This is a genomic window from Pedobacter sp. ISL-64 (genome assembly GCF_018613605.1).
Classification (GTDB): Bacteria; Bacteroidota; Bacteroidia; order Sphingobacteriales; family Sphingobacteriaceae; genus Pedobacter.
Genome location: NZ_JAGGPU010000006.1, coordinates 91801 through 111244, shown reverse-complemented (window position 1 = coordinate 111244; position 19444 = coordinate 91801). Strand labels below are relative to the sequence as shown.

At 39.6% G+C, this 19444-nt stretch carries 11 protein-coding genes; 10 read left to right on the top strand and 1 reads right to left on the bottom strand.

From position 1 onward, the window contains the following. The first annotated feature begins 2 nt into the window (after positions 1-2). The 5 genes from J7E57_RS08525 (at position 3) to J7E57_RS08505 (ending at position 8794) form a co-directional block, all read left to right on the top strand. The gene (locus J7E57_RS08525; RefSeq protein ID WP_215127032.1) at positions 3-932 is read left to right on the top strand and encodes a sugar phosphate isomerase/epimerase family protein; all 930 of its coding nucleotides are present in this window, start codon (positions 3-5) and stop codon (positions 930-932) included. A gap of 154 nt (positions 933-1086) precedes the next feature. Continuing rightward, positions 1087-3534 carry an L-rhamnose mutarotase gene (locus tag J7E57_RS08520; RefSeq protein WP_317196534.1) on the top strand — a complete coding sequence of 816 codons (2448 nt, stop codon included), beginning with the start codon at positions 1087-1089 and terminating at the stop codon, positions 3532-3534. A 187-nt stretch (positions 3535-3721) separates the two neighbouring features. Beyond that, positions 3722-4807: a Gfo/Idh/MocA family protein gene (locus tag J7E57_RS08515; protein WP_215128092.1), complete on the top strand. Its 1086-nt coding sequence runs from the start codon at positions 3722-3724 to the stop codon at positions 4805-4807. Between the two features lie 104 nt (positions 4808-4911). Then, positions 4912-6501: a sodium:solute symporter family transporter gene (locus tag J7E57_RS08510; protein ID WP_215127030.1), complete on the top strand. Its 1590-nt coding sequence runs from the start codon at positions 4912-4914 to the stop codon at positions 6499-6501. Positions 6502-6628: 127 nt separating this feature from the next. Further along, positions 6629-8794 (top strand): amylo-alpha-1,6-glucosidase, encoded by a 2166-nt coding sequence (locus tag J7E57_RS08505; protein ID WP_215127028.1) that lies wholly within the window; start codon positions 6629-6631, stop codon positions 8792-8794. A 373-nt stretch (positions 8795-9167) separates the two neighbouring features. Here the strand turns inward: J7E57_RS08505 and J7E57_RS08500 are convergent, their stop codons facing one another. Beyond that, positions 9168-9941 carry an IclR family transcriptional regulator gene (locus tag J7E57_RS08500; RefSeq protein WP_215127026.1) on the bottom strand — a complete coding sequence of 258 codons (774 nt, stop codon included), beginning with the start codon at positions 9939-9941 and terminating at the stop codon, positions 9168-9170. A 275-nt stretch (positions 9942-10216) separates the two neighbouring features. Here J7E57_RS08500 and J7E57_RS08495 point away from each other — a divergent pair, with 275 nt between their 5' ends. The 5 genes from J7E57_RS08495 (at position 10217) to J7E57_RS08475 (ending at position 19207) form a co-directional block, all read left to right on the top strand. Then, entirely contained in the window at positions 10217-12976 is a 2760-nt protein-coding gene (locus J7E57_RS08495) for a family 78 glycoside hydrolase catalytic domain (RefSeq protein WP_215127024.1), read from the top strand. Then, on the top strand, positions 12973-14085 hold the full coding sequence (locus tag J7E57_RS08490; RefSeq protein ID WP_215127022.1) for a glycosylase: 1113 nt from the start codon (positions 12973-12975) through the stop codon (positions 14083-14085). Before J7E57_RS08495 ends, J7E57_RS08490 begins: the two co-directional genes overlap by 4 nt. Before the next feature lies 1 nt (position 14086). Then, positions 14087-16648: a glycoside hydrolase family 2 TIM barrel-domain containing protein gene (locus J7E57_RS08485; protein WP_251029857.1), complete on the top strand. Its 2562-nt coding sequence runs from the start codon at positions 14087-14089 to the stop codon at positions 16646-16648. Between the two features lie 250 nt (positions 16649-16898). Further along, positions 16899-18059 carry an ABC transporter substrate-binding protein gene (locus J7E57_RS08480; protein WP_215127020.1) on the top strand — a complete coding sequence of 387 codons (1161 nt, stop codon included), beginning with the start codon at positions 16899-16901 and terminating at the stop codon, positions 18057-18059. Next, complete coding sequence (locus J7E57_RS08475) at positions 18056-19207, top strand: CaiB/BaiF CoA transferase family protein (protein ID WP_215127018.1); 1152 nt, start codon at positions 18056-18058, stop codon at positions 19205-19207. The genes J7E57_RS08480 and J7E57_RS08475 overlap by 4 nt, the downstream gene beginning before the upstream one ends. The last annotated feature ends 237 nt before the right edge of the window (positions 19208-19444 follow it).

Here is a 19444-nt window from a genome sequence, read left to right as displayed (position 1 = left end):
ATATGGAGCATCAAAACAGAAGGTCTTTTATTGGTAATGTAGCACTGCTAACAGGCGCTTTAATGATCCCCAATCAATTGCTTTTGGCAGCAGCGAAAAAGAACAATTATAAAGTTGCAGTGATTGATTTAATGATTTTAAAACGTCAGAAAATCAGCGCTTTGCCACTCGCAGAAGAAATCGGTGCTGACGGATTGGAAATTGACATGGGTGGTTTGGGCAATAGGGAAACATTTGATAACAAATTAGCCGATCCGACAATCAGGCAGGAGTATCTGGATAAAGCAAAAGAGCTGAACCTCGAAATCTGTTCGTTGGCGATGACCGGATTTTATGCGCAATCATTTGCCAAGCGACCAACCTATCAGAAAATGATCCAGGATTGTTTAGATACTGCTAAAGCCATGAATATTAAAGTGGTCTTTCTTCCATTGGGTATTCAAGGCGATTTGGTTAAAAACCCCGAACTGCGCATGCCAATCATAGAAAGATTAAAAGTTGCCGGAAAAATGGCCGCCAAAGCGGGAATTACAATTGGAATTGAAAGTGCTTTAGATGCAAAAGGCGAATTACAGTTATTAAAAGATATTGATTGCAAGCATGTTAAAAGTTATTTCAATTTCTCTAATGCCATTAAGAATGGAAGAGATTTACACCAAGAGCTGAGAATTTTAGGCAAAAAGAACATCGTTCAAATCCATGCCACAAATGAAGATGGTGTTTGGTTACAGAACGATCCGAAAATCAATTTAAACAAGGTAAAAGCAACCCTTGATGATATGGGTTGGAGTGGTTGGTTGGTTGTAGAAAGAAGCCGGGATGCCAAACAGCCGACAAATGTAAAATATAATTTCAGTGCCAATACCAGCTACCTCAAGTCAGTTTTTCAAATCGATAACCCGTCATTGCGAGGCACGAAGCAATCTCATTAGGAGAATTATGGAAATAGTGATAACTAAAAAGATGCAAAGCACACATAGAAAAAAACACTTGATGCTTTGTTCCGTGTCCTCACGAACCAAACAATTTAAACTATTTTTCATTCTGATAATTCTCTTGTCGTTGTTTCACTTTAAAGCCGACGCAGTGGATATCTATGTCTCCATAAATGGTGCTGATACTAATATAGGAACACAAGAAAAGCCCTTTGCAACACTTCATTCTGCGGTGAGGAAAGCAAGAGAATTAAGGCGATTAAATGATGCTTCTACTAAGGATGGAATCCGGATTATAATCGGCAAAGGTTTTTATCAATTGCACGAACCCGTAGTTCTTCGCCCTGAAGACTCTGGCACAAAAGATAGTCCGACAACAATTATTTCAGCACCTAACGAAAAAGTTATTTTGAGTGGAGGCATTCAAATAAAAAACTGGAAAAAGTTAAATCACACCATTGCTGGTCTGCCAAAAGAATCTGTTGGGAAGGTTTGGGTAGCTGATATTCCAAATTTAGATGGGGGCGACCTACAGTTCAGACAGCTATGGGTAAATGGCAATAAGTCCGTTCGTGCAAAAAACTACAATGGTGAAGAAATGGGGAGGATTTTATCATGGGATAGCGAAAAGCAAACCTGTAAAATTCCAATTCAAAAAAACATCAGTTTAGCCAATATCAAAGGAATGGAAATGCTGATCCACCAATGGTGGGCCATTGCAAATCTTCGTGTAAAGTCTGTTAAAATTATAGGTAATGCTGCAGAAATTTCTTTTATGCAGCCCGAAAGCAGAATCCAATCCGAGCATCCATGGCCAGCACCATGGATTTCAGACAAAACAGGGAATTCTGCTTTTTACCTTACAAATGCCATTCAATTCTTGAACGAACCTGGAGAATGGTTTGAAGATTTACAGCACCACAAGCTTTATTATTGGCCCAAAGCATCAGAAAATATGCTAAATGCTGAAGTGATTGCTCCGGCTTTAGAAAACCTGGTTAAAATCGAAGGAACGATTGATCAACCTGTTTCCTACGTGAGTTTCAAGGGTATTTCATTTGAGCATTCTACATGGTTAAGGCCGTCAAAACAAGGTCATGTTCCTCATCAGGCAGGCATGTACATGCTCGATGCCTATAAGCTCGAAAAAGCAGGGACACCAGACAAACCTACGCTAGAAAATCAGGCCTGGGTTGGCCGTCCGGTTGCTGCAGTCGAAGCGAGTTATGCTAATCACACTGCTTTCGAATCTTGTCGGTTCGAGCACTTGGCATCAACAGGTCTGGATTATAAAAAAGGAACTGTAGATAATGCAATCAATGGCAACTTATTTAAGGATATTGGTGGTTCAGCCATTCTAATCGGAACTTTCTCTGATGAAGCGACCGAAGTACATTTGCCTTACAATCCCACAGATCAAAGAGAAATTTCGACGAACAATAAAATTGAGAACAACCTGATTACCGATGTAACCAACGAAGATTGGGGCGCTGTTGGTATCGGCGCAGGTTATGTTAGGGGGATTAAAATTCTACATAACGAAATCAATAATGTGTCTTATTCCGGCATCAGCATGGGCTGGGGATGGACAAAAACGAAAAACGCGATGGAAAACAATACCATCAGCGGCAATAAAATCCATCACTACGGAAAACATATGTATGATGTGGCTGGGATTTATACACTATCTGCTCAGCCCGGATCATTCATCACCGACAATGTGGTCGATAGCATTTACAAAGCGCCATATTCGCACCTGCCTGATCATTGGTTTTACCTTTATACAGATGAAGGTTCTTCGTATTTTACCATCAAAAACAACTGGACGCCAACTGAAAAGTATCTTCAAAATGCCAACGGACCAGACAATTTATGGGAATGCAATGGACCAAAAGTTTCCGATCATATCAAACAAAGCGCAGGTTTAGAAAAACCTTTTCAATATTTATTAAAAGAAAAAGCCAATTATTCGAAAAGGGGTACCAATCAGGCCGTAGATCAATCTGTTGTATTCGAATTGGTTTATAAGACAGGTAACCTACCGAGTAACAGTGCCTTAAAAACTTTTGCAAAAGAAAATAACCTCTTGCCAGGTTCAATTTATAAATGGGAAAATCGATTGGTAATTTATACTTCAAGTTTAAAAGTGGAGAGTTTGCAGCAAACTTTAAAACGCTTAAATGCGACAGAAATTAAATTGTACGACAATCTGTTTTACGACTTCAACAGAGAAAAGAATTGTGGCGATAAACCAGTAGCAGAATGGGATAACATCATTTTATCAGCCAATCTGGTGAAGGATGAAAAACTCCAGAAAGAATATCTGGCTTACCATAAAACACAGTTTGAAAAATGGCCGGAGATATCGAAAGGATTTTGTAAGGCCGAGTTTCAGCGGTTAGCCATCTTTAAAAACGATAGACAGTTAATGCTGATCATTAGTATTCCTAAAGGAAAAAGTTTAGATGAATTGAATCCAAAAACCACTGAGAACAATCCAAAAGTAGACGAATGGAATGCAATAATGAAAAAATACCAGGAAGGAATTGAAGGAACAAAACCAGAAGAGGTTTGGGTGTTCTTTAAACCGATAGAGTGATAGTAAAAGCAGAATGCTTAGAAAGGAATTCGGACATAAACGGTCGTCACCCTGAACTTGTTTCAGGGCCTTATTAGCAAGTTTGCATAGCATGAAAGATGCTGAAATAAATTCAGCATGACGAGCGCTAAGACTATATGCAATGGAGGAAGTAATAAACAACAAAAACGCTTATAAAAATAATATCATGTTAAGATTAGGGATTTTAGGTTTAGGAGAGGGTAGAAGTACCATTTCTGCATCATTGGCAAGCAAAAAGTTTAAGCTTATCCAGATTTGCGATGCCAATAAAAAGCTTTGCGAAGAACGGGCTTTAGAATTTGATTTTCAAAACTGGACAACCAATTACGAGGACATGTTAACCAGCGACAAAATCGATATGATTGCGATTTACACACCAGATCATCTGCATTTTGAGCACATTAAACTGGCGCTTGAACACGGAAAGCATGTGGTGTGTACCAAGCCATTTATCGATGATTTAGGTCAAGCCAATGTGCTGTTGGAGTTAGCAAAGAAATCAAGAAAAAGGATTTTCGTAGGGCAAAGCTCACGTTTTTTTGAGCCTGCCATGCGGCAGAAGAAAGATTTTGATGCAGGTTTAATCGGAGAACTGATCACTATCGAAAGTCATTACCATGCCGATCATCGCTGGTTTCTAGAAAAAGGTTGGTCGTTAAAACAATCATTTAAATGGTTGTATGGCGGTTTAAGTCACCCTGTTGATTTTATCAGGTGGTACATGCCAGATATTGAAGAAGTTATGGGTTATGGCATGTTGAGTAGCAACGGTTTAAAAGCCGGACTGAAAAACCAGGATACCATGCACTTTATTTTTAAAGCAAAAGATGGCAGAATTGCGCGGGTTAGCGGTGCTTATACCGGCCCAACACAGCCTGCAAGTCGCGATAGTGGCATGAGCTGTATCCTGCGAGGAACGGAAGGCGCTAGTCAGGCCGACTACCATGAACTACGATATTCTGTTACAACCAAAACCGGCGAAGAAAAGATTATCACCTGGGGCGATTCAACTTTAAAGCACTATTTCCGTTTCGAAGGGCAAAGCCATCACGCCGGAGAATACCAGAATTATTTAGAATATTTTGCAGATAGCATCAATAATAATTTTACCGCATACCCTGATTTAAAAGAAGGCATCGGGACTGTGGCACTATTACAAGCAATGGATCAATCTTTAGAAACAGGTTTGCCAGTAAAAGTTGATGATATTTTGAAAGCTAATCACATTACAAGGGAATCGATAGGATTGTAAAAGAAAGATCGTCATTGCGAGGCACGANNGTGCCTCGCAATGACGAAAAATAAATGCTCCGTGAATTCCGTGGCAACACTAAATAACTAACCAAAATAAACCTAATGGGAAACATTGTAGAACGTTTAACCAATTTAGATTACATCATTGTCATCGCATACCTCATTATCCTGATCATCATTGGTTATCGGGCCAGTTTTTCTAAAAAGAAGAACAATGATGAGACCTTATTTCTAGCCAATAAATCATTAAACTGGAGCAGCATTGGCTTTAACATGTGGGGCACCAATGTAGGTCCGTCGATGTTATTGGCCTTTGCAAGTATTGGCTATAGCACTGGTATCGTAGCCGTTAATTTCGATTGGTACGCCTTTATCTTTTTATTCTTACTGGCCATCGTTTTCGCTCCAAAATACCTTGCCGCCAAAGTGAGTACCATGCCCGAGTTTATGGGCAACCGTTATGGCGATTCCACTCAAAACATCCTCGCCTGGTATGCGCTGGTTAAGATTTTAATCTCATGGTTATCGCTCGGATTATTTGCAGGCGGCTTTTTGGTTCGCCAGATTTTAGGCATACCGATGTGGCAATCGGTTACCGTGTTGGTGGCTTTTGCAGGACTGTTTACCTTTTTTGGCGGTTTAAAAGCCATTGCCAAAGTAAATGTTTTCCAAATGATTTTATTGATCGCCGTTTCATTATCGCTCACGCTTCTGGGACTGAATAAAGTTGGTGGACTTTCTGCTTTATATCAAAAAACACCACATCATTTCTGGAATTTAATCCAACCCGCCAGCGATCCAAAATATCCATGGTATGCCATTTTATTGGGTTATCCGGTTGCAGCTGTGGCCTTTTTCTGTACCGATCAATCGATGGTTCAATCTGTTCTGGGTGCTAAGAACTTAAAACAAGGACAATTGGGCGTAAGTTTTATTGGTTGGTTAAAGATCCTTTCCCTGCCATTATTTATTGGAACAGGAATCCTTTGTTATGTACTTTTTCCTGGTTTAAAAGATCCGAACGAAGCTTATATGACGATGGTAACCAATTTATTTCCACCTGGTATGAATGGCCTGGTAATCGTTGTGCTGATTGCCGTTTTAGTAGGTACAATTGGCTCGTCTTTAAATTCATTAAGTACCGTTTTTACCATGGATATTTATGTAAAGAAAATCAACCCACAGGCGAGTAATAAACAGATCATCCGCATTGGTCGATGGGCAGTTGTTGCAGGATGTATTTTTGCTGTTGTAGTGGTTTTGGCCATCGATAACATTAAAGGATTGAATTTATTCGATGTTTTTCAATCGGTTTTGGGCTTTATTGCGCCACCGCTATCGGTAGTATTTTTACTTACCATTTTCTGGAAAAGAACCACAAGGAAAGCCGTGAATTTTACGCTTTCAATCGGCTCAATTTTAAGCTTGGGTGTTGGGGTGACTTATTTATGGATTTTACCATCGGATAAATACACTTTCTGGCCACATTACCTGATGTTATCATTTTTCATTTTCGCAGGATTAATGATCATCGCGATTTTGATTTCCTTACTGGATAGGTCACCAAGTATTTACAAGGTTAATGAAGAACACCAGGCCAATATAGAAAAGCCAGCAAGAACAGTTTGGATTTCGTGGATTGCATTAGCCATCGTAATGGTTGCACTTTACATTTTCTTTAATGGGCATTAAAATTTAACTAAATATGTCGTCATTTCGATTGGAGCGCAGCGGAATAGAGAAATCTTTGAAACAAATTTAATCAATGTTCAAAGATTTCTCCACTACGGTCGAAATGACGACAAATAAACTAGATAACATGAAAAACTTAAAAAGAATATTCCTCATCGCAATTTTATGCGGCTTAATCGCTCCGGCTTTTGCCCAAAAAGCCTCTTGGATCTGGTACCCCGGCGATTTCGATATCTACATGAGCAATGTAATGCAGAACCGCAGAACCGAAAGAGGCTCCTTTTTCCCTGTCTTCTGGAAAATGGATAGTCATTATGTTTTGGTCGATTTTCACAAAGAATTTAATCTTGCTCAATCCGAAGAGGTTAAGTTGTTTGTAGAAGGTACTTACAACGTTAAAATCGATGGTCAGGCCATTGCGGGTTTTCCAAAAAGCATTCAGATTCCAGCAGGGAAACACAAATTGAGTTTGAAGGTTTACAACCAGGCGCATGTTCCGGCGATTTTTGTTCAGGGTAAAACGGTAGTTTCTGATGAAACCTGGTTGACTACTTTCGAGGATAAAGAATGGATCGATGCGAGTGGGAAAACCTCTGATAAATCGGGAACTACCTTTGTTTCAGCAGGCTCATGGAATTTAACTGATCCAACTCAATTGCCATCACAGTTTAAATTGCCTGTTGTTGCGCAATCGGCTGTTAAAACAGAAAAAGTAAACAATGGTGCAGTTTCTGATTTCGGCAAAGAAACTTTTGGTTTTATAAAAGTGCATGGCTTGAAGGGAAAGGGAAGATTGAGTATTTATTACGGAGAATCGAAAGAAGAGGCCTTATCAACCGATAACTGTGAAACCTTAGATTATCTCGACATTGACCGCTCTCAGAAAAAAGATTCGATTATGCCGCTTTCAAAAGCATTTAGATATGTGAACTACCAATCACAGGGTAATGTATCGGCCGACTCTGTATCCATGTTGTACGAATATGCTCCTGTAACAGAAAGAGGAAGTTTTAAATCTTCGGATGAGGAGCTCAACAAAATTTATGATGTAGCCAAATATACCTTTCATTTAAACACCCGTGAATTCTTTATCGATGGGATAAAACGCGATCGCTGGGTGTGGAGTGGCGATGCTTATCAAAGTTATTTGATGAACTATTACTCATTTTTTGATGCACCAACTGTAAAACGGACTTTATTGGCTCAGCGTGGAAAAGATCCCGTAACGGCGCACATCAATACCATTATGGATTACTCTTTTTATTGGTTTTTGGGGATTTATGATTACTATAAATTTACCGGCGACCAGAAGTTCGTACAGGATATTTACCCGCGGATGCAGTCGCTAATGACTTATATTGATGGAAGAAAGAATAAAAACGGACTGTTAGAATGGATGCCTGGTGACTGGATTTTTATCGATTGGGCAGATAAACTGAGTAAAGATGGTGAAGTAAGTTTCGAACAGTTGTTATATGCCAGGAGTTTAGAAACCATGACTTTATGTGCCAAATTAGCCAACGACACAGAAGGTCTTGCCAAATACGATAAACAGGCTAAAGAGCTGAAAAACAAGATTTTTGAACTTTATTGGAATCAGCAAAAAAGCGCTTTGGTTCACAGCCGGATTGACGATAAACAAACAGATAATGTAACCCGTTATGCCAACATGTTCGGGATTTTCTTTAATTATTTTACACCGGAACAAAAGTTGTCGGTTAAAAAGAATGTGCTTTTAAATGATCAGATTGCCAAAATTACCACACCTTATATGCGTTTTTATGAGCTTGAAGCATTATGTGCCATGGGCGAACAACCTTATGTATTAAAGGAAATGAAAAATTATTGGGGTGGCATGTTAAAATTGGGTGCAACTTCTTTTTGGGAGGAATACAATCCAGATAAAAAGGGAACCGAACACTTGGCTATGTACGGTCGCCCGTTTGGAAAAAGCCTTTGCCACGCCTGGGGAGCCAGCCCGATTTATTTATTGGGAAAATATTATCTAGGTGTACAACCTACAACACCAGGTTACGAAACCTATACTATTGAACCTAATCTGGGTGGCTTAGCCTGGATGGAGGGCAAAGTCCCAACAGCGAATGGTGATATTTCAGTGTTTTGCAGTAGAAAAGAAATCAAAGTTTCTTCTCTAACAGGTGTAGGTAAACTAAAGATAAAAAGTAAAACCAAACCAGTTGTAAAAGGTGCTGAAGTTAAAGAAGTATCGAAAGGTTCGTATGAAATTACGATAGAAAAGGGTAAGGATTATAGCGTGAAGTATTCGGGGTAACCTACTAAACCCCGCAGGTTTTTAAATGGCGCAGCCTTCAATGAGACCTTTGAGAACAACATAAACAACGAATTAAACCTGCGGGGTTTGAAACGAAAATCTCAATACGGTAGCTTCGCGTTAGGGATTGTAAGGGTTCAGTACCGATTAAGCATCTGTTTTTATTTAATTACGGTATGCTTGCTTGTTTCACAGGTTTTCATCGGTACCGGAGCGGAGCCCTGAAAAGCCCGGACCCTTGCGTAGCTTGGGGAACGCCCAAATGAATTGCGGTTTCTTACACGCTCAATTTCTACATCAGGATCAGTACTTTAATAAAAAGATAGATCCTGAAACAAGCTCAGGATGACGACTTGACAAGTAAAATCAACAATTAAACCCCAATCCGCTGTTCTATTTTTTTAACACATTTGTAGGCCTCGGCAAGGATCACATCATTTTCAATCGCTTGATCTACATTTATCGCATTTAACATCGAAATGGTTAAACAGGCAATAATTCCATTATTGCCATTAATACCAATTGGTACCGAAAGATCGGTAACACCAGAAACAGAATCACTATTTTTGAAATAAGAGCCAGTTCGCTGAATATCTTCCAATGAAGTCAAAAAATCTTCCTGCTGGGCTTTAGCATATTTTTTAAAAATGGAATTGTTTTTTAATGTTGTGCTACGCTCAGCCTCGGGCATATAAGCCAATAAAACCTTGCCCGATGCGGTTAGCGGCAATGGAAACAAATTTCCCTCTTCGATAGAAAGCGCAATCGGCCCAGGGCTTTTGGCATGAATAATCACCATTACCTGGTTCATATACAAAATACTCAAATGGCAAGATTGACGGATACTATTTGCCAGTTCCTCTAATGGAAACTGGGCAGCTTTACGCAGCTCATCAATAGGCGAGTGCCTATGCGAGAGGTAAAAAAGCTTTAACGATAGCCTATACTTGCCCGAAACTTCATCACGTAAAATATAGCCACGACTTTCCAGACTCATCAACATTCTGTAAATTTCGTTTGGCGTTTTCTCAATACCAATAGCAATTTCAGTTTGAGACAATGGGATAGATTGTGCTGATAAATACTCCAATATATCAAGTCCTTTATCCAAAGCAGGGGCTTGGTACTTCGATTCTTTTTCGTTCATGCGGGTTTAAATTTGGCTGTATCGTATTTTTTACAATTTCAAACATACAAAATGCTTTCTTATTTATCCAAGAGAAGATTTTGTATAATTTAAATACAAATATATGTTTTCATATTTAAAAAAAACATTTATATTTGAATTAGCGATCGCATTTTAAAGTTAATAAATTTATAAGGCTTAATTCTATAGAATTGAGAATTTATTTCTGAAAAAATTTATCGCTGATGACCATTTATAAACCTAACCAAAACATCCGAAACGGTGTGCAATAGTGAATGAGCAAACTTGTAATATTTTCTTGGCTTTATCTGTTAAGCATTCCGCTTTTTGCGCAAGATATTAAGGTTGCTCAATTGGATTGTGCGTATCGGAATAATCCTATTGGCATCGATGTTCTTTCGCCGGGTTTGAGCTGGAAACTGCAATCAGCTAAACACAATATCATGCAAACAAGCTATCAAATCGTAGTTTCTAGCAGTTTAGGCAATTTAAATAAAAATATTGGGGATGTTTGGGACACTAAAAAAGTAAACTCAGGCCAATCATTACAGATTAAATATAAAGGTAAAAAGTTATTATCAAGCAAAACCTATTATTGGAAAGTCCGTGTTTGGGATAATTTCGGGCATGAATCTGGCTGGAGCGCTTCGGCCTTTTGGCAAATGGGATTGCTCAACACAGCCGATTGGAACGGTGCAAAATGGATTGCCTACGAAAAACTGGCGGATTCTAACGTAAATAGTCTGCCAACGGATGGTAAAAAAGACAAATTCATTGGCAATAATATCTTGCCGATGTTCCGCAAAGGTTTTACGGTAACGAAGACAATTAAAAAAGCCACAGCTTTTATTTCTGGTTTAGGCCATTTTGAAATGAGTTTAAACGGAGCGAAAGTTGGCGATGACTTTTTAGCACCCGGCTGGACGAAGTATAATAAAGAGGCCTTGTACCTGACTTATGATTTAACTAAACAGCTTAAGAGAGGTGAAAATGCAATAGGAGTGATGCTGGGCAATGGTTTTTATTATATTCCTCCAGTTAAAGAAAGGTATAGAAAATTAAAAGTAGCTTATGGTTATCCGAAAATGATCTGCAGGCTGTTGATCGAATATACGGATGGAACTTCAGCGAATATCATCAGTAACCAAAGTTGGAAAACCGCGCCATCACCCATAACTTTTTCAAGCATTTATGGCGGTGAAGATTACAATGCCAACCTTGAGCAAAAAGGCTGGAATTTAGCAGGTTTTAACGATAGCAGATGGAAATCGTCGTTATTAGCTGATGGTCCGAAACTAAATGCCCAAAAAGAAGAACCTGTAAGGATTTTCGAAAATTTTTCACCTCAAAATATTAACCCGGTTACCAATGGCGAATGGGTTTATGATATGGGCCAGAACGCTTCTGCAATTATCGAATTGAAAGTCCGAGGTAAAAAAGGAGATACTGTCCGCATTACCCCAGCTGAACTATTAAAAGCCGATGGTACGGTAACACAAAAAAACATTGGCGGACCATCTCATTTTACCTACATTTTAAAAGGAAATGGTTTGGAAACCTGGCGTCCTAAATTCTTTTATACAGGCTTTCGCTACCTGCAGGTTAAAGGAGCTGTTCCAAGCGGTAAAGAAAATCCATCTAACAAATCGGTATTAGAAGATTTAAAAGCTTTGCATATCCGAAATGCTGCTGAGCAGGTAGGTAAGTTTTCATCCTCGAACAAGCTGTTCAATAAAACTTTCAGCCTGATCGATTGGGCGATTAAAAGCAACATGGTTAGTGTTTTTACCGATTGTCCGCATCGTGAAAAACTGGGCTGGTTAGAAGAACTGCATTTAATGGGCAGTTCTGTACGGTATAATTACAATGCTGCACCATTATTTAAAAAAGCTTTGCAGGACATGAAAAACTCGCAGCTTGCCAGCGGCTTGATTCCTGAAATTGCACCTGAGTATGTAAAATTTGAATGGGGTGGCGATATGTTCCGCGATTCGCCAGAATGGGGCAGCAGCGGCATTTTAATGCCATGGTATTTATATCAGTGGTATGGCGATAAACAGGCTATGGTTGATTATTACCCGATGATGCAGTGTTACATCGATTATTTGGGCACCAAAGCAAATCATTACATTTTAGCTCAGGGTTTAGGCGATTGGTATGATTTGGGGCCAAAACCTCCTGGCGTTTCTCAGTTAACGCCAATGGGCGTTACGGGTACAGCCATTTATTATTATGATTTAAAAATCTTAGAAAAAACGGCCACGCTGCTGGGCAAAAAAGCTGATGCAATGGCCTATGCAAAGCTTGCCCTTGAAGTAAAAAATGCATTCAACCATCAATTCTTTGATGCAAAAAGCAGACAGTATGCAACAGGCTCTCAAACTGCAAATGCAATGGCGGTTTATATGGAATTGGTTGAAGAAAAGCATAAAAATGCAGTAATCGAGAATTTGGTTAAAGATATCAGAGATCGCAAAAACAGTTTAACAGCAGGCGATATAGGTTATCGTTATGTGTTACGTGTCTTAGAAGATGCCGGGAAATCGGATGTGATTTTTGATATGAACAGCCGTTCGGATGTTCCAGGCTACGGCATGCAGCTGGCCAAAGGCGCAACGGCTTTAACCGAATCTTGGGCCGCTTTGCCAACCGTATCCAACAATCATTTTATGCTCGGGCACTTAATGGAATGGCTGTATAGTGGTGTTGGCGGCATCCGTCAGGCAGAAAATTCAATTGCTTTTAACCATATTAAAATCGAACCGGAAGTGGTGGGCGATTTAACCTCAGCTGATGTGCGTTACAATTCGCCTTACGGCAAAATTTCCTGCAAATGGGAAAAAACAGACCGATCTTTTACACTGGAGGTGAATATCCCCGTAAATACAAAAGCAACTATTTACTTTCCGGTTTTGCCGAAATATAAAATCTCCGAAGAATACAATTCGACGTTTACGGACGCAGGAATAGAAGCAGGGAAAGCTAAGGTTGCTCTAGGATCAGGTTATTATAAGTTTAATTTAAAGTACAAATGAAAAAGATAATCCTCGCATTTTTCCTTTTTGTAAGTGCATTAACATTGAATGCTCAAACCACGAATCCTGTTTCAGCCGAAACCATGGAAAAGATTTATCAGGAAGTAAAAACGCCTTATAAATATGGATTGGTAATGATTCCTGAAGACAATCAACACAAAATGGATTGCCCAACAGTTTTCCGTAAGGGAAAGTTTTGGTACATGACCTATCTTATTTTTAGCGGTCGTGGTTACGAAACCTGGCTGGCAAAAAGTAAAGATTTATTGCACTGGGAAAATCAGGGTAAACTGATGTCGTTTGGAGATGCTGGCCATTGGGACGACAACCAAAAAGCAGGTTACAACGCTTTATTGGATACCAAATGGGGTGGAAAGTATGGTGTTGATAAATTCGATGGTAAATATTGGATGTCGTATTTCGGAGGTAAAGAAAAAGGATATGAAGTGGAACCCTTATCTATCGGGATGGCTTATACCACAAAAGGCCCATCAATGGTTCAAGAATGGAATCGGTTAAACAAGCCTGTTTTGACTTCGGGTGATGCAGATGTACGTTGGTGGGAAAACCGGAACAAATTATTCAAAAGCACAGTAATTGAAGATAAACAGAAGTTGACAGGACATCGTTTTGTAATGTATTACAATGCTGTAGGTGATTCTTTGGCGAACAATAAAAAAACACGCTGGTACGAACGCATCGGTATGGCGGTTTCTGATGACATGGTTCATTGGCAACGGTTCAATAAAAACCCTGTTGTTCATCACCCTGTAGGCATTACAGGAGATGCTGTAATTCAAAACATTAATGGAACCTGGGTAATGTTTTACTTCGGTGCTTTCTGGCAAGATAGAAAGGGTTCATTTAATCGCTTTGCTGCCTCAAATGACTTGGTAAACTGGAGCGATTGGACCGGTGGTAACCTGATTGAGTCGTCAGAAAAATATGATGAATTATACGCACATAAATCTTTTGTACTGAAATATAAAGGCACAGTATACCATTTTTATTGTGCAGTTAATAAACTGGATCAGCGTGGCATTGCTGTGGCCACATCGAAAGATTTGGGTAAGAGTAAAGTGAATTTTGTAAGCGAAACGAAAAATTAAGATGAAGAGGCTAGCTAATTTTAATATTGCATTTTTTTTAGTATTGGGTCTGTATGCATCACGTCATTGCGAGGCACGAAGCAATCCTAATGCGAAAGAAAAGCTAACCCACAGTAGTAAGATTGCTTCGTGCCTCGCAATGACGCCCCCCCGGGCCTATGCCGTTCCCGAACCCCGCATCAGAACCAGCTTTAACAAAGATTGGAAATTCTTTTTAGGGGACGAACCAAATGCAAAATCCCCAGCATATAACGATCTTAAATGGAGAAAACTCAATTTACCGCACGATTGGAGCATTGAGGGGAAATTCGACGAGAAAAACCCTGCAAAACCTGAAGGTGGCGGTTTACCCACAGGCATTGGCTGGTACAGAAAAGAATTTACAGCTCCTGCCAATTTTAAGGATAGATTAATCACTATCGAATTCGATGGCGTGTATAAAAATAGTGAAGTTTGGGTCAACGGACAGTATTTTGGCAAAAGGCCTTACGGCTACAGCTCTTTTTCTTACGAGATCAGCAGATTCTTAAAAGCTGGAAAAAATATCATTACAGTTAAAGTTGATAATTCAGCACAGCCTGATTCGCGCTGGTATTCAGGTTCAGGGATTTACAGAAATGTATGGCTTACATCTGCAGCAAAAGTTTCAATCAAACGCAATGGCACTTTTGTGAAAACCTTCCTAATCAGCGGCGATAAAGGTCAAAGCAACGAAAGCAGAAAATTAAAACCTGGTGAAAGTATTGCGTCAGTAAATGCGGAGATCGAGATTGAAAATAAATTCAACACAAAAGGTACTTATAAAATCCTAACGACCATTTTGGATGATAAAAATATCCCATTGCAAAAAAAGGAATGGCCACTCCATACAAGTGAAACTGCTATAACAATGAAGATTAGCGGCCTTGGAATAACTAATCCTAAACTGTGGTCTGTTGACCACCCTACGATGTACAAGTTGGTGGTAGAAATTGCGCAAGCCGATGGAAAGATCATTGACCAATATACAACACCTTTTGGGGTGCGTGAATTCAATTTCGATGCAGCTAAAGGTTTTTCTTTAAACGGTAAACCAATGAAAATTTTAGGCGTTTGTTTGCACCACGATTTAGGTGCCCTGGGTGCTGCCGTGAATGTGAGGGCAATGGAACGTCAGCTGGAAATAATGAAAGCAATGGGGGTGAATGCCATCCGTACAGCGCATAATCCACCTGCACCTGAGTTTCTAGATTTATGCGATAAAATGGGCTTCCTGGTTATGGATGAGGCTTTCGATATGTGGGTGAAAAAGAAAACCAAAAACGATTACCACCTCGATTTTCCAGCCTGGCATAAAAGAGATCTGGAAGATATGATTAAACGCGATCGTAATCACCCGTCGATTATCCTTTGGAGCATCGGCAACGAAATCCGCGAGCAGTTTGATAGTACAGGCATTGCGATTACAAAAGAGTTAGTCTCAATCGTTAAAAATCTGGATAAAACCCGATCTGTAATTTCGGCATTAACGGAAACAAAAGCTGAAAAGAACTTCATCTATCAGGCCGATGCATTAGATGTTTATGGATTAAACTACAACCACAAACTGTATAAAGATTTCCCTAAAAATTATCCTGGAGTGAAGTTTTTGGCTACAGAAACCACTTCGGCTTTAGAAACCAGGGGTTTTTACGATACAGCCGATACCATCCGTCGTTGGCCAAAAGATGGAAAAACGAAATTTACAGCGGGAAATAACGAATGGTCGGCATCGGCTTACGATAATGTTTCAGCTTATTGGGGTTCTACACACGAAGAAACCTGGGCAGCAGCAAAAAAATACGATCATGTTTCAGGTTTATTTGTTTGGACGGGTTTTGATTACCTGGGTGAGCCTTTACCTTATCCGTGGCCAGCAAGAAGCTCATACTTTGGAATTGTTGATTTAGCAGGTTTCCCGAAAGATTCATATTACATGTACCAAAGCGAGTGGACAAACAAACCTGTGTTACACCTTCTGCCTCATTGGAACTGGAAACAAGGAAAATCGGTAGAAGTTTGGGCCTATTACAACAATGCCGATGAGGTAGAATTGTACCTGAACGGAAAATCGTTAGGAAAAAAATCAAAACAGGGCGATGATTTACATGTGCTTTGGAATGTGTCTTTTGAACCTGGAACTTTAAAAGCAGTATCCCGTAAAAGTGGCAAAGACGTTTTAGTACGTGAAGTGAAAACCGCAGGGGACCCGGCGAAAATTGAATTAATCGCAGATAGAAAAAATATTAAAGCTGATGGTAAAGATTTATCTTTTGTAACCGTTCGCGTTTTAGACGCTACTGGTAATGTAGTGCCAAATGCAGATAATCTGGTTGATTTTCAGGTTGAAGGTGTTGGTTTTATTGCAGGTGTTGATAATGGGTTTCAGGCAAGTTTAGAGCCTTTTAAAGCCAGTTACCGTAAAGCTTTCCATGGTTTATGTTTGGCCATTCTTCAATCAACAGAAAAAACCGGAACCATAAAATTAACAGCTTCATCAGCTGGTTTAACATCATCATCGATAATTATAAAAACAGGAAAATAGAATCACAGAAATAAGTAAAATAAGAACATGGTCGGTGAAGACACCAACCATTAGCTAAAAAGAAGAAATATAGTGGAGAAGACGATAAATTTAAAAGGAATAACCTGGAACCATAGCGCTTTCGCTGTGGTTCGTGTCACCACGAACCACAACTTTAAAACCTATCGGTTGGTGTCTCACCAACCGAAATAAGTAAAATAAAAATATGGCCGGTGGAGACACCAACCATTAGCTAAAAAGAAGAAATAAAGTGGATAAGATAATTAATTTAAAAGGAATAACCTGGAACCATAGCCGTGGGCTTTTGCCAATGGTGGCTACGGCACAGCGATTTTCTGAATTGTACCCAAATGTAAACATCACCTGGGAGAAAAGAAGCTTGCAGCAATTTGCCGATTTTTCAATCCAAGAGTTGGCAGAACGATTTGATCTGTTGGTTATCGATCATCCCTGGGCAGGTTTTGCCGCAAAAACAAAATCAATAGTGCCTTTGGATCTTTATCTTTCTAAAGAATATTTGAAAGATCAGGAAGAAAATTCGGTAGGTCAATCTTACGAGAGTTATTTTTATAATAAACACTTATGGGCTTTACCGATAGATGCGGCAACTCCTGTAGCAGCTTCAAGACCAGATTTATTAGCTCAAAAGGATTTGCAATTGCCTAAATCTTTTGAAGATCTATTGGCACTTGCCGATAAAGGTTTAGTTGCCTTTGCTGGTATTCCGATTGATGTATTAATGAATTTTTATACCCTTTGCTGCTCTTTAGGTGAAGATCCTTGTCAAGGAAACGAAGAGGTGGTCTCTAAGGAAATTGGTAGCAGGGCTTTGCAAATGTATCGGGAACTGGCCTCGAAAATAGATAAAGCAAACTTCAATAAAAACCCGATCCAGGTTTATGAAGCAATGACTTTAACCGACGAAATTGCGTATTGCCCGTTTGCTTATGGCTACTCGAACTATTCGCGTAACGGTTATGCGCGCAAAATCTTGCATTTCCACGATATGATTTCTTTAGATGGTAAAACCAATCTGAGAAGCACATTGGGTGGAACAGGCTTAGCCATTTCTGCTAAATGCGAAGCATTGGAGATTGCTGCCAAATATGTAGAATTCGTAGGTTCACCGGCTTGTCAGTCTACCTTGTTTTTTGAGAGTGGTGGTCAGCCAGGGCATTTGGCCGCATGGAAAAATGAAGAAGTCAACCGTCAGAGCCAGCATTATTTTCTGAACACTTTACCGGCCTTGCAAAGAGCTTTTCTCCGTCCACGTTACCATGGTTCGATGTATTTTCAAGACCATGCAGGTGATGTGATACGCGATTATTTAATAAATGGTGGAGATGAAATCAAGGTTTTATCAGCCATGAACAAATTATATCAGCAATCTAAAAGTTTAGTGTTATCATGAACAGACCGCTTGAAGGACTTTTGGTTTTAGAGTTTTGTCAATTTTTGGCAGGACCATCAGCTGGCTTGAAACTGGCCGATTTAGGTGCCCGTGTGATTAAAATCGAACGACCAAAAACAGGCGATGCTTGCAGGTCTTTATCCATCAAAAATCTTTTCGTTGATGAAGATAGCCTGCTTTTTCACACCATCAACCGGAATAAAGAAAGTTATACCGCCGATTTAAAGAATCCGGAAGATTTAGAAAGACTTAAAAAATTAATCAGCAAGGCCGATGTAATGACACATAATTTCCGTCCTGGTGTGATGGAGAAAATTGGTCTGGATTACGAAAATGTTCAATCCATTAATCCTAAAATTGTCTATGGTGTAGTTACAGGTTACGGAAGTGAAGGCCCGTGGAAAAACAAGCCAGGCCAGGACTTATTGGTACAATCCGTTTCTGGATTAACATTTTTATCGGGTGTTGATGTAGACGGACCAGTTCCTTTCGGACTTTCCGTTTCGGATATTATGTGCGGAAACCATTTGGCACAAGGTATTATGGCCGCTTTGATCAAAAGGGCAAAAACCAATAAAAGTGTTTTGGTAGAGGTGAGTTTGCTCGAATCCATTTTAGATGTACAGTTTGAAGTATTAACCACCTACTTAAACGATGGTGGTAAATTACCCGATAGAAGCGGAGCAAAAGGCAGTGCACACGCTTATTTAAGCGCTCCTTATGGCATGTACGAAACCAATGATGGTTATATTGCCATGGCCATGGGCAACCTGCCAAATATCTGTATGATCATCAATTGTGATATTACTGACTTATACGTTGAGGCAGGTTCAGCATTCGAAAACCGCGATAAATTAATTGTCCGCCTGGCCGAAACGTTTAAAAAAGAAGATACAAAACATTGGGTTGATCTTTTGGAAGGCCATGGTATTTGGTGCGCAGAAGTATTAAATTATCAAACCGCTACAACATTAAATACCTATAAAAGCCTACAGATTGAACAGGAATTGGATTTAGATGAAGGCAAAAAAATAAAGACAACAGTAAGCCCGATTAGATTGGATAATGAAAAGTTATTTGCCAGCAAAGCAGCACCAAAATTGGGTTTTGATACGGCTGAGATTAATAGAGAGTTTGAATTAACGTAATTGTCACGTTACAACAGGGCAGGAAAAAATAAATTAAAATTGGCCGTCATTCCCGCGCAGGCGGGAATCTTAAAGCGTATTGCATTAGGATATTCCCAATCGAGTTGGGAATGACGACCGATAAAATTAAACACAAGGTCGTCATTTCGACTGGAGCGCAGTCCCGAAGTTTCGGGAGAGAAATCTATATAGAGCAGTATGGCTAATAGATCTCTCCTCCGAAGGAGTTCCTTTGGA